7 protein-coding genes are annotated in these 13,284 nt (G+C 61.0%); 3 read left to right on the plus strand and 4 right to left on the minus strand.

Going from position 1 to position 13,284, the window contains the following annotated elements; genetic code table 11:
* Positions 1 to 300: 300 nt before the first annotated feature.
* The 3 genes from ATY79_RS17695 to ATY79_RS17705 all read right to left on the minus strand — a co-directional run bounded on the left by ATY79_RS17695 (position 301) and on the right by ATY79_RS17705 (position 4,030).
* Positions 301 to 1,098: a xanthine dehydrogenase family protein subunit M gene (locus ATY79_RS17695; protein WP_088704529.1), complete on the minus strand. Its 798-nt coding sequence runs from the start codon at positions 1,096 to 1,098 to the stop codon at positions 301 to 303.
* Between the two features lie 12 nt (positions 1,099 to 1,110).
* Complete coding sequence (locus ATY79_RS17700) at positions 1,111 to 3,456, minus strand: xanthine dehydrogenase family protein molybdopterin-binding subunit (protein WP_088704530.1); 2,346 nt, start codon at positions 3,454 to 3,456, stop codon at positions 1,111 to 1,113.
* An 82-nt stretch (positions 3,457 to 3,538) separates the two neighbouring features.
* Positions 3,539 to 4,030 carry a (2Fe-2S)-binding protein gene (locus tag ATY79_RS17705; RefSeq protein ID WP_088704531.1) on the minus strand — a complete coding sequence of 164 codons (492 nt, stop codon included), beginning with the start codon at positions 4,028 to 4,030 and terminating at the stop codon, positions 3,539 to 3,541.
* Positions 4,031 to 4,297: 267 nt separating this feature from the next.
* Between ATY79_RS17705 and ATY79_RS17710 the strand changes: the two genes are divergently transcribed.
* From ATY79_RS17710 to ATY79_RS17720, 3 genes are all read left to right on the plus strand, one after another.
* Positions 4,298 to 4,561 carry a glycine zipper domain-containing protein gene (locus tag ATY79_RS17710; protein ID WP_088693227.1) on the plus strand — a complete coding sequence of 88 codons (264 nt, stop codon included), beginning with the start codon at positions 4,298 to 4,300 and terminating at the stop codon, positions 4,559 to 4,561.
* 172 nt (positions 4,562 to 4,733) lie between these two features.
* Positions 4,734 to 6,665 (plus strand): autotransporter assembly complex family protein, encoded by a 1,932-nt coding sequence (locus tag ATY79_RS17715; protein WP_189637149.1) that lies wholly within the window; start codon positions 4,734 to 4,736, stop codon positions 6,663 to 6,665.
* A 68-nt stretch (positions 6,666 to 6,733) separates the two neighbouring features.
* Positions 6,734 to 12,844, plus strand: coding sequence for a translocation/assembly module TamB domain-containing protein (locus tag ATY79_RS17720; protein ID WP_189637164.1), 6,111 nt, complete (start codon positions 6,734 to 6,736; stop codon positions 12,842 to 12,844).
* On the opposite strand, the gene ATY79_RS17725 is transcribed toward ATY79_RS17720, so the two are convergent.
* Positions 12,841 to 13,269 (minus strand): Lrp/AsnC family transcriptional regulator, encoded by a 429-nt coding sequence (locus ATY79_RS17725; RefSeq protein ID WP_088692913.1) that lies wholly within the window; start codon positions 13,267 to 13,269, stop codon positions 12,841 to 12,843. The two genes, ATY79_RS17720 and ATY79_RS17725, sit on opposite strands and share 4 nt — an antisense overlap.
* Positions 13,270 to 13,284 lie beyond the last annotated feature (15 nt).

The raw sequence follows: 13,284 nt of genomic DNA on the forward strand, positions 1-13,284 counted from the left end.
GTGCCGCGTGGCGCGCGGAAAGCTGCCGCGGTGACGCTCAAGATCAGCAAAAACGCGATAGCGGCCTTCAGCGTGAAGCCCGTCCAACTCGCTTTTGAAAAATGCTTCGAAATCCATCATCTGCTCCAGTATCGTGCGACCGTTTTTTGCCAACGGTCGCACGTACGTCAACCCTTTGCCCCCGCTTTACCATCAACTGCGGCAAAAGGCCCATAGTCTTGAATTATATTAATTCGAAAAAACTCGTTTTGGCCAGACGCAGCGAGGCAGCAACGCCACCTCGCGATCATGCTCGTTTCATTAGCCCGCCTCGGCGACGGCGCGTTTGGCCATCACTTTGATCAGGTTGGCGCGATATTCCGCACTGGCATGCAGGTCCGACATCAGCCCGGCCGGATTGACATCGACACCAGCGACGGAGCCGGAAGACCAGTTCGCGTTGAGCGCGGCCTCCATGGCCGTCTCACGAAAGACGCCGTTGGATCCTGCCCCGGTAACGGCAACCCGCACGCCATCGGCACCTTTGGCAACGAAGACCCCCGTCATTGCATAGCGCGATGCCGGATTTGGAAACTTCGAGTAGCCTGCTTTTTCAGGCACCCCGAAGCTTATCGCCGTGACCAGCTCGCCATCCTCCAATGCCGTCTCGAACAGACCGGTGAAAAAATCGTCAGCTCGGATCTCACGCTTGTTGGTGATGATGCGGGCATTCAACGCCAGCATCGCCGAGGGATAGTCCGCCGCAGGGTCGTTGTTGGCGATCGAGCCGCCGATCGTGCCCATGTGGCGGACATGCGGATCGCCGATCATGCCGGCGAGGTCGCAGATCGCGGGGCAGACCGCCCGCAATGCCGCCGACGCGGCGACTTCGGCGTGCGGCGTCGCCGCCCCGATCGTTACCTTGCGGCCGTCGATCTTGATGCCCTGCATCGCCGGGATGTGCCTGAGATCGACAAGGTCGCTCGGCGCGGCGAGGCGTTGCTTCATCGTCGGGATCAATGTCATGCCGCCGGAGACATATTTGCCTTCCGACGTTCCCGAAATCATCCTGACGGCTTCATCGACCGAGGACGCGCGGTGATAGTTGGTCTGATACATCGTCGTTTCTCCTCAATGAACCGCGCGCGCTGCCATCCACACCTTCTGCGGGGTGGCGGGCATCGTCAGCATGTTGTTGCCGATGGCATCGGTGATGGCATTGATGAGTGCCGGGGGAGACCCGATCGCACCGGCCTCGCCGCACCCCTTGATGCCGAGCGGATTGCTCGGGGACGGCGTTACCTGATGCGAGACCTTGAACGACGGTAGGTCGTCGGCGCGCGGCATGGCATAGTCCATGAAACTTGCCGTCAACAGCTGACCGTTCTCGTCATAATGCACGGCCTCGAGCAGGGCCTGACCGATACCCTGTGCGATACCGCCATGTACCTGACCTTCAACGATCATCGGGTTGATGATGTTGCCGAAATCGTCCGCCGCGACGAACTGGATGATCTCTGTCTTGCCGGTTTCCGGATCGACCTCGACCTCGCAGATGTAGCAGCCGGCCGGGAAGGTGAAATTGGAGGGGTCGTAGAAGGCGGTCTCCTTCAGCCCCGGCTCCATGCCGCCCGGCAGATTGTGCGCGGTGTAGGCGGCGAGCGCCACCTGGAACCACGGAAGGCTCTTGTCGGTCCCGGCGACCTTCACCTCGCCGTTCTCGATGACGATATCGCCCTCGTCGGCCTCCATCAAATGGGCGGCAATCTTTTTGGCCTTGGCTTCGACCTTGTCGAGCGCCTTGACCACGGCAGACATCCCGACGGCGCCCGAGCGTGAGCCGTAGGTACCCATCCCCATCTGCACCTTGTCGGTGTCGCCATGAACGATCGACACGCTTTCCAGCGGAACGCCGAGGCGATCCGAAACCAGCTGGGCGAAGGTCGTCTCGTGGCCCTGCCCGTGGCTGTGGGATCCAGTGAGCACTTCTATCGTGCCTACCGCATTGACGCGTACCTCCGCCGATTCCCACAAGCCGACGCCGGCGCCAAGCGAGCCGACCGCCTGCGAGGGAGCAATTCCACAAGCCTCGATGTAGCAACTCATGCCGAGACCGCGCTTCAGGCCGCGGCTCGCCGCCTCGGCCTTGCGCGCCGCGAACCCGCTCCAGTCGGCGGCCTGCATGGCAGCATTGAGGGATGCTTCGTAATCACCCGCGTCATAGTTCATGATAACAGGTGTCTGATGCGGGAAGGAGCGGATGAAATTCTTCCGCCGCAGCTCGGCCGGCGAGATGCCGAGCTCGCGGGCTGCCGTTTCCATCGTCCGCTCGAGCAGGAAGGTTGCCTCCGGCCGGCCGGCGCCTCGATAGGCATCGACGGGTGCAGTATTGGTATAGACCGTGCGCACATTGGCATGGATGGCCGGAATGTCGTATTGGCCGGATAGGAGAGTTGCATAGAGGTAGGTCGGGACCGCCGACGAGAACAGCGACATATAGGCGCCGAGATTGCAGATGGTGTCGACCTTCAGCCCGATGATGCGGTGCTCGCTGTCAAAGGCCATCTTCACCTTGGAGACGTGGTCGCGGCCATGCGCATCGGTCAGGAAGGCTTCGGTGCGGTCGGAATTCCATTTCACCGGCACGCCTGTCTTCTTGGAGGCCCAGAGGCAGACGATTTCTTCGGGGTAGATGTAGATCTTCGATCCAAAGCCGCCGCCGACGTCCGGAGCAATCAACCGCAGCTTGTTCTCCGGCGCGACGTTGTAGAAGGCGCTCATCACCAGACGGGCGACGTGCGGGTTCTGGCTCGTCGTATAGCAGGTGTAGTGATCCTCGGCAGCATCGTAGATCCCGAGCGCAGCCCGCGGCTCCATCGCATTCGGAGAGAGGCGATTGTTGTGAATCTCGATTTCCGTGACGTGTGCCGCTTCGGAAATAGCCTTGTCGGTCGCAGCGCCGTCGCCAAGTTCCCAGTCGAAGATCAGGTTGTTCTGAGCTTCGGGATGGAGCTGCGGCGCCCCTGATTTCAGCGCCTCGACCGCCTCGACGACAACCGGCAATTCCTCATAATCGACGACGACGGCTTCTGCAGCGTCCCGTGCCTCCGCAAGCGAATCAGCGACGATCACCGCGACGGCATCGCCGACGTAGCGGACGGTCTCCACCGCAAGCGGGCGCCAGGCGCCCATCTTCATCGGCGAACCATCCTTCGAATGGATCATCCAGCCGCAGATGAGGTTGCCGATCCCGTCAGCGAGCAACTGCTTGCCGTCGAGCACGTCGATGACGCCGGGCATGGCCTTTGCCGATGCCGCATCAATCCCTTTGATCTTGGCGTGCGCATGCGGACTGCGGATGAAATAGGCGAATTTCATTCCTGGCACGACCATGTCGTCGGTATAGCGGCCCTTGCCGGTCAAGAACCGTTTGTCTTCCTTTCGCGCGACGCGTGCACCAATTCCTTCAACACCCATAATGTCCTCCCAATGGGGTTTCGGGCCCGGCATTCCGCCAAAGTGAATCCTGTTCGGCAGTCAGCCAGACAATTCCTGAGAGCTATTCGGCCGCCTGCTTGGCAGTGCCGCGCATCTGCTCGTTGGCAGACAGAACGGCTTTGACGATGTTGTGGTAGCCGGTGCATCGACAGATATTGCCGTCGAGTTCATGACGGACCGTCTTTTCGTCCAGATCGCCGCCGTGGCGCGAAATCATGTCGACAGCCGTCATCACCATGCCCGGCGTGCAGAAACCGCATTGCAGACCGTGATGCTCCTTGAAAGCGGCTTGAACAGGATGCAATTCACCGTTGTTGGCAAGGCCCTCGATAGTCGTGATCGTCGAACCCGACGCCTGGACGGCAAGGATCGAGCAGCTCTTCACGGATTTGCCATCCATGTGAACGACGCAGGCACCGCATTGGTTGGTATCGCAGCCGACGTGCGTTCCCGTCAGACCGAGTTTTTCGCGAATAAAATGGACAAGAAGCGTACGCTCTTCACAGTCACCACCGACTGCCCGGCCGTTCACCGTCAGTTTCACTTTCGCCATGATTTCCTCCTCGCGCCTCCTCCAGGCACGAACGGTATCATTTGACGTTTTCGCTTTGGGATCAACCACTACTTTAGGGAGGCTAGTTAAATTCGCCGTGTTCGGTTGCACCGAATTGAGGCCGAAGTTGCAACAGCAATTCTGCGAAAAAATAAGCGCCGAACGCAGCTTGCTCTTTTTGCGCCACAGTTTGACGACTAGCATGACAAAAACAAGAATCAGGGACGGCCACCGCTCTTTGAGGGCGACCATCAGGAGAAGAAATTGATTAAGAAGATTGTTGCATTCGCTTTGATTGGACTTTCGATCGCAAGCTGTACACCAACCCAGCAGGGCGCTGGCATCGGTGCTGCGTCTGGCGCGATCATCGGGGGCGCAGTGACGGGAAATGTACGCGGAGCCGCCGTCGGCGCGGCGATCGGCGGCGTTTCCGGTGCCCTTATCGGGCGCGTCGCTGAGCAGCCGGGACAGTGCTATTATCGCGACCAATATGGTCGACGTTACATCGACGATTGCCGCGGCGGCTATTGAGCCAACGCAAAATCATGTCGACATCCCGGGTTTACAGCCCGGGATTTTTCATTTTTTCCACCATTTCAGCGGCTAAGCGATTCAAAACGGTACACGTCGAGGAATTTTGCCGCTAAGGTTGCCGCCGGCCGGGGGGCGCGAAGCCTAATTCTTGTGTAACCAAAAGCGGCGGATGCAAATCAGAGGGACGGCACCGAAACCGGGTATAGCGTATCGGCGCGTAGGCACCATGTTGGTCGTCGCGGCTGCGTTCGCATTTTCGCCGGCTGTCGTCTCGGACGCTTTCGCCTTCAAACTTTTCGGTATCACTTTATGGGGCAAGGATGACGACTCCGCCAGCGATCAAGTGCCTGATCCGGTTCGCTACGACGTAACGCTGACAACCGACGCGAACGATCCCGATCTCAAGGAAGCGCTGGAAAACAGTTCCCGTCTGGTAGGCGACAAGGACCGGCCCGTCTCAGGCGACCTCGGAGTCGTGATCAAGGCCAGGGACGACCGTGAACGGCTGCTCGCCGCCCTCTTCGAGAAGGCTCGCTACGGCGGCGTGGTGACGATCAGGGTCGATGGCCGCGATATAGACGCCCTTCCGCCTAATCCGACCTTCAATCGCTCGCGCCCGGTTCCGGTGACAATCAATGTCGCAGCAGGCCCGGTCTTCAAGGTCCGCGAAGTGCAGTTCGGCGGCGACGCTGCCGGCCGCAATCCGGCAGACTACGATCTTGCTCCGGGCGACACAGCCGGTTCATTGACGATCATCAAGGCCGGGGACAGGATCGTCGAACAGCTGAAAAGCGAAGGCCGACCCCTGGCGAAGCTGACGACCCGCAAAGTCGTAGCCGACCACAGGACGGATACCGTCGATGTCGTTCTCGCCGCCGAGGGCGGCCCGGTCGCGCCAGTCGGCGATGTCGGCGTTACCGGCGAGAAGGCCGTTCGCCCTGGCTTCATCCAGCGCTATTCGCGGCTGAACAGGGGCGAACAGTACTCACCCGAGGCGTTGAAAAAGGCCGGTGACCGACTGCGCGCGCTGGGGGTGTTCTCCAGCGTCACCATTCATGAGGCAGACGCTTTGGCACCGGACGGGACATTGCCGATGACCATCGAGGTGTCGGAAGGCAAGCAGCGCTACCTCGGCGTCGGCGCTCAATATTCGACAACGGACGGCTTCGGCATCAACGGCTACTGGGGCCATCGCAATCTTTTCGGAGAAGCCGAATCGCTACGCATCGAAGGATCCGTAGGCCGACTGGGCGAAACGACCAACATTGGCGATCTCGACTACTCAGCCGGCGTTGGCTTCACCAAACCTGGCGCGTTTTCTCCGGCCGCGACCCTACGGGCCAGTATCCTGGCCAAGACCGAGAATCCCGACGCCTACACGGCAAGGCTCGTTACCGCCTCTCTCGGGCTCTCCTATGAGCTATCCGATCTGGATACGATCACTGGTTCCGGCGAGGTGAGCTGGGAACGCGACGACGATGCCTTCGGCAACAACAGCTACCTGACCTTCTCACTGCCCTTCCTGTACGAGCGCGATGCCCGCGACAACAAGTTCGACCCGACCGAAGGCTATCGGGCGACACTGAAGGCAACGCCAAGCTACGAGGCTTATAACGGGACTTTCTTCTCCGGATTCGAGGGCTCGATCTCAGGTTATCATGGCCTGGGGGCGGAAGACCGTATCGTTCTCGCCGGCAAGCTCTCCGCGGGCTTTCTTCTGGGGGCGGATGACCTCCAGAACATTCCCGCCACACGTCGATTCTTTGCCGGCGGCGGTGGCTCGGTGCGCGGCTACGGCTACCAGGAAATCTCGCCGCGAAACGATGACAACGAAGAGACCGGTGGCGCCTCCTATGTCACTGCCTCGTTCGAGACGCGGGTGAAGATCACCGATACGATCGGCATCGTGCCCTTCATCGACGTTGGGACGGTTTCGGCCGACATTGCGCCCGACTTTTCCGACGTTCGGGCCGGTGCGGGCATCGGCATTCGCTACGCGACGCCGTTTGGTCCGCTGCGGCTTGATTTCGCGGTACCGCTCAACAAGTACGAGGGTGGCACGGATTACGGCATCTATGCCGGCATCGGTCAGTCATTCTAAACGCACTCGCGGCTCGTGGCACTTCGTTCGCCTTGAGCCGTCATAGAAACGGAGTAATGTCCGCGACCATGCAGACACTGGCGAAAATCTTGAACTGGATCGTGCGGCTGCTCGGGTACTCCGCTGGTGCCGCCCTGGTCCTGCTTGCCATCGCCATCGGTGTCTTGGGCTTCACATCCTTTGGGGCGCGCATCGTCACCGACAGGGTCGCCTCAAGCCTCTCGAACCGGGATATGACCATCAAGGTTCAAGAACCGGAGGGGCTGCTGACCGGCGGACTGCGCGCGAGCCAGATCGTGCTCTCTGACACGAAGGGCGTCTTCGCGCAGATCGACGGGCTTGCCATAGACTGGAATCCCCTGGCGCTGCTGACTGGCAGATTCCACGCCAGAAGTGTCGAAGCGTCGGCAATCCATATCCTGCGGCAACCCGTCCGGACGCTCCCGTCGCGTCCAGCCGCGGCAGGCGAAGGCGACAGCGGCTTTTCGCTGCCGATCAAGATCGACATCGACAAAATTGCCTTGCCCGAAATCAGCCTTGCCCAGTCTCTGATCGGGCGAGCCTTCTCGCTGGCAGCGGACGGCAGCGTGCGCGCCGACAACGAAGGTGCGAACGCATCGATCAACGTTCATCGTCACGATGTTCCGGATGCAAAGCTGATCGCCGATGCCGCCTTCATGCCGGATCGCAATCAGTTGCGACTGAAGGCAAAGCTGACCGAACCGAAGGGTGGACTGCTCGCAGGCCTGCTGGCACTCCCTGATAACCCTGCCCTGGAAATCGGGCTTACCGGAGACGGACCGATTTCGGATTGGCGAGGCCAACTCCAGGCCGCGCTGGACGGACAGCAGCGCGCCTCGATCGAAGCACACCATACGCTGACGCCTGAGAACCTGCACCACCTTGACCTTAAGGGTGGCGGCGATCTCAGCTCTCTGCTCCCGGCCGCCTTCCGGCCGCTGTTTGCCGGGCAGACGAACATCGATGTCGCCGCGAACTTCGACAACAGGGGCAAGATCGACATCCAAACCGGCAATCTCGCCACCGGAGCCGTTGTCATCGCCGCATCCGGCACTCTGGATCCAAAGCACAACAACAGCCTGAACGCCAATCTCCTGGGAACGTCGGGACCGGTCGATTTCCGTTGGCCGCTCGCAGACGGCGAAGCGCGTTTCCTCATCTCCGGTATCAATCTTTCATTGACCGGCGACGCCAAGGCCTCGCGCTTGAATGCGAGCGCTTCCCTCGATTCCGCGGCCTTGCCGCAGGCAACGATCGGCAATGTGAAGCTCACGGCAAAGAGCGACAACTTCAATCTCGCCGGTCGCTCGGGAAGTGTTCAGATTACCCTCGCCGCCGGTGACGCCTCATTCGTCAATCCCGACATCAACCGGGCAATTCAAGCCCCAGTCACGATAACGTTGCCACTGCAAATCTCGGCCGATGCGCTTGGCTTCAATGGCGCGACGATCGAAAGCGCGGCTGCGAACGCAAGCGTCAACGGTTCCTACAAATTAAGCGCCAGCTCGATGACCGGTAACGTCAAGCTGACCGTCCAGCCGGCGGCTCTGCCGCCTGCCGTCGCCACGCGTTTCAACGCACCGATCGTGATTGAGGGCCAGGTCGCGGGAACGGTTCCCTCGAAGTTCAACATCTCGAACCTTTCCATCAAGTCGAACGCTCTCGAGGCCACCGGCGGGGTCGTGCTCGACGAAGACATGCTCGATGCCAATCTCTCAGGCCGCGTTCCAGATATTCAGACCCTGCTGCAAGGCGCAGCGGGCGAATTGAATTATCAGCTGAGCGCAAAAGGCAATATCTCCGCACTCGCAGTGGCAGCCAATATCAAAGGGCCGTCACTGATGATGGCGGGCCGGCAGGTCAAGCAGCTTGACATCAACGTTTCCGGAAGCGCGGACCCGAAGGCGCCACAGGCTGACATCACCGCCAAGGGCACGATCGACGAGCAGCCAATCAATATCGCCACGGCTGTTCAAGTGGTGGACGGGAAAGTGCAACTTCCGTCGATCGCCGCCGACGTCGGCAACAATCGCCTGACGGGCCATATCGAACTATCTCCTGCTTTCGCGCCGACCGGACAGGCGACGTTTGACTTCCCTGATATCGGTCTTCTCGCGGCACTGGGCGGACAGAAGGCGCAGGGTGACCTGAAGGGATCGGTCGATATCGCCAACGACAACGGTAAGATCGCCCTCAAAGTTGTCGCGTCCGGCAGCGGCCTGAAGCGCGATACGTTTGCCGTCGTCGGACCTGATATCAACGTCGCGGTTACCGACCTCAAGGCCTTTGCCGCGACGGGCACAATCACGGCGCAAGAGCTTTCCTCCGGGCCCAACAAGGCGGAAAGCCTGGCGCTCAATTTCACGCAGCAGCAAAACCGGACAAACTTCGATCTCGGCGCCACTTATGACGCCAATCCGTTGGTCGCATCCGGCAGCGTCGAGGTGAACGCCGGCACGACGCTGCTTCGCCTCGACCGCTTCTTGGCGAAACCCCGCAACATTCCGGTAGAGCTTGCAGCACCGTCGGAGGTTTCGATCAGTGGCGGCACCGTGACGCTGAGCGCCGTGGAACTGAAGACCGGCGACGGCTCGGTTCACGTCAGCGGTACGGTCGGCGAAACTCTGGATATCAAGGCTGACATACGGGATCTGCCGGCAAGCCTTGCCAATAGCTTCGTCCCGCAACTCGATGCCGCAGGCACGATCTCGGGCAAGGTTACCGTGACCGGCACGCCGGCAGCGCCGATTGCCAACTTTGATCTGGATTGGAAGGACGCGGCCACCAGCCAGACGAAGGGCGCCGGTCTTTCGCCACTGGCGATCGTTGCAAACGGGACATTCGCCGACAACACGCTCAATTTCGAAACGAACCTCGCGGGCAAAGGTGGCGTATCGCTGAAAGCGGGCGGCAACGTCGTGACGGGCGGCCCGAATGCGCAATCGCTGAAGGTCGATGCCGATATCGTCAACATACCGGCCGGATTGGCGAATGCACTTGTTCCCGCGCTTGCCGCCGAAGGTTCGATCTCCGGCACCGTCACTGCAGCCGGAAAGCTGCCCGCCCCTGCGGTCGACTTCAAGCTGAATTGGAAGAACGCCGCAACGAGCCAGACCAGAAGTGCCAAGCTCTCATCGCTCGGGCTGACGGCAAGTGGCAACCTCAAGGACAATATTCTCAACTTCGACGCTGATGCGCGCGCTAGCGGCGGCATGTCTATACAGGCGAACGGCAATTTCGTCGTTGCCGGCGCCGACGCCCAGACGCTGAAAATTGACGGGCAACTCGCCAACATTCCCGCTGCTCTGGCCAACGGTTTCGTCCCGAATCTTGCCGCTGAGGGCATGATATCGGGTACGGTGTCGGCCTCTGGCAAGTTGCCGACACCGACAGCGACCTTCGATCTCGCCTGGAAGGACGCCGCGACGAGCCACACGAAGGCAGCCCGCCTGGCCGGCATCACTCTGACGGCAAAAGGCAACTTCGCGGATGAAAAATTGACCGTGCAGAGCGAGCTGTCGGCGAATGGCGGCGTGGCATTGAGCGCCTCCGGCAACGTTTCGCTGGCGGGAACAAAAATCGAGAGCCTGACAGCGGACGCGACGATACGCAACGTTCCCGCAGGCCTCGCAAACGCCTTCGTTCCGAACCTCGGCGCCAGCGGCACGATCTCCGGCACGGCGTCCGCCTCCGGAACGTTGCAACAGCCAACGGCAAACTTCGACCTCAGCTGGAAGGATCTCGCGACCACCCAGACCAAGGCGGCACGCCTCTCCGCCCTTGCGCTCGGTGCCAAGGGCACTTTCGCCAACAACACCCTCGATTTCGAGACAAATCTCGACGGCGATGGCGGCTCTGCTCTGAAGGCGAAGGGCAAGGTTACGGTTGAGGGAACGGTCGTGAAGGGCCTGCAGGCGGATGCGACGCTAAGCAACCTTCCCGCCGCGCTGGCGAACAACTTCATGCCTGATCTCGGGGCTGAAGGAACGATCTCCGGCACGGCGACCGCCTCCGGCTCGCTCCCCATTCCTGCGGTCGACTTCAAGCTCGATTGGAACAATGCCGGGACCCGTCAGACGAGGGCTGCCGGCCTTTCCGGTCTTCGGCTGAATGCGGCCGGCAACCTCGCCGACAACAAGATCTCCTTTGACGCCACGTTGAACAGCAGTCGCAGTACCCTGCTAAAGGCAAAGGGAACGGCAAACCTGCAAGGCGCCAGCGTCCAGGGCCTCTCGGTCGACGCTGACATCGCGGATCTGCCTGCAAGCCTCGCCAATGGCTTCGTCCCGAACCTCGGCGCGGAAGGAACAATATCAGGAACGGCGAAAACGTCGGGGACGCCCGTCAATCCGATCATCGATTACAAGCTGGATTGGAAGGACGCTGCGACCACGCAGACGAGGGCATCCGGCATCCGGCCACTCTCGGCAAGCGCCAACGGAAAGCTTGCAGACGGCATGCTCGAATTCACGACGAATTTGAGCGGCAACGGCGTGTCCATGAAGGCCGGCGGCAACTTCGTCATCGCTGGACAGGATGCCCAATCGCTCGCGGTGGATGCAGACATTTCCAACCTACCTGCCGGCCTTGCCAACGCATTCGTGCCGGGGCTGGCTGCCGAAGGCAACATTTCGGGCTCGGTCAAGGCATCAGGCAAGCTGCCTTTGCCGGCTGTGGACTTCGACCTCGATTGGAGGGGCGCTGCCACCAGCCAGACCAGAAGCGCCGGACTTTCGCCCCTGAGTGTCGCTGCAAATGGAAGGCTGAAAGACGACCGGCTGACGATTGATACGAATCTGGCCGGCGACAGCGGCCTCTCCCTGCGGGGCGGCGGCAGTGTTACCATTACCGGCAATCGTGCGCTCGATATGCGCTTTTCCGGTAATCTACCATTCGCCGTGCTCAGCACGCAGCTTGCAGCCCAGGGATTCGTTGCCGACGGCACGGCCAATCTCAATCTGCAGATCAGCGGAACTGCCGCCGCTCCGTCCATCAACGGCACTGTGACGACGAGCGGCGCAAGGTTCGTCGATGTCCGCCGCAACCTTGCGATCAACAATCTGACTGCGGATATCCGGTTCAACGGCAATGAGGCGGTGATCTCGCGGCTCACAGGTCAGCTTGCCAGCGGTGGCAGCGTCTCGGTGTCGGGCAGCGTCGGGATACAGCCGGCCTCCAACTTCCCTGCCAACATCGACGTCAAGCTCGACAGGGCCGTCTATGTCGACGGAACACTCGTGGTGGCAACCGTTGACGGCACGCTCGGTCTTCGTGGTCCGCTGCTCGCCAACCCCACCTTGAATGGCAGGCTGCGGCTTGAAAGAGCCTCGATCACGGTCCCCGAGAGACTGCCGACGTCGTTGCGCGAAATCGACATCCGGCACGTAAACGCCCCGAAAGCGGTTCTCGCGCAGTTGCGTGACGAGACGCAACAGGGCGCGCGCACAAAATCCAACACCATCAATCTCGATCTTCAGCTGGACGCTCCCTCACAGATCTTCGTGCGTGGCCGCGGCATCGATGCTGAACTCGGTGGCAGCGTCACGATCAGGGGAACGGCGGCAGAGCCGATCGTCTCGGGCGGCTTCACCATGCGCCGCGGTCGCTTGACGATCCTGAATCGGCGCCTCGATTTCACCAGCCGAAGCCGCATCACTTTTGCCGGCGATCTGACCCCTGCGCTTGATATGGAAGCGAGCTCGACCTCCGGCTCCACGACGCTGACGGTCGATGTAACCGGACTGGCAACCGATCCCTCGATCACCTTCTCTTCGTCGCCAGCCTTGCCACAGGACGAGGTTCTGGCGCAGTTGATCTTCGGGCAGTCGATGTCGCGACTGTCTCCGGTTCAGATCGCCCAGCTCGCCGATGCTGTCGCCCAATTGGCCGGCGGTCGTTCAGGATCTCTGTTCCAGGGTCTGCGCAACCAGCTTGGCGTCGACGATTTCGACGTCAGTACCGATGCAAAGGGCCGAACCAGCGTCAGCGTCGGCCGCTATCTCAACGACCGGACCTATTTCGAACTGCAGCAGACCACCGGCAAGGGCGGCGCCAAGGCGATCATCAATTTCGACGTCGGTCGGGGTGTGAAGCTGCGTGCCGGGGCGGGCGGCGACGGCGAAGGGGAGGCCGGCGTCGTCTACGAGCACGAGTATTAGAAGCTGGTCTTGCTGGTCTTCAGCAGGATGTTGGTTTCCGTGGTATTGATGCCATTGATCAGCCGGATCCGGCGCAGCGTTTCGTCGAAGGAGACGAGATCGCGGTCCTCGAGTTCGGCAATGAAATCCCATTTCCCGTTGGTGCTGTGCAGCGCACGCACCTGCGGCAGACCGCGAAGCTGATCGGCGACCTTGTCCGCGAGCTTGCCGAGCACTTCGATCATGACGATCGCGCGCACACCCGCCGCGCGGGTTTCATGGCCCGTGCGGACCGTGAAGGCGGTTATGGTGCCCTTGGCAACCAGCCGGTCGATGCGCGCCGCGACCGTCGCACGCGATGCACCGGTCATTGCCGCCAGCGATGAAACCGGTGTGCGCGCATTATGTCGCAAAGCGCTGAGAAGTTCTTGATCGAGATCGTCCATGGCCGTCACTTTGTC

It is taken from the genome of Rhizobium sp. R693 (assembly GCF_002211315.1).
Classification (GTDB): Bacteria; Pseudomonadota; Alphaproteobacteria; order Rhizobiales; family Rhizobiaceae; genus Rhizobium.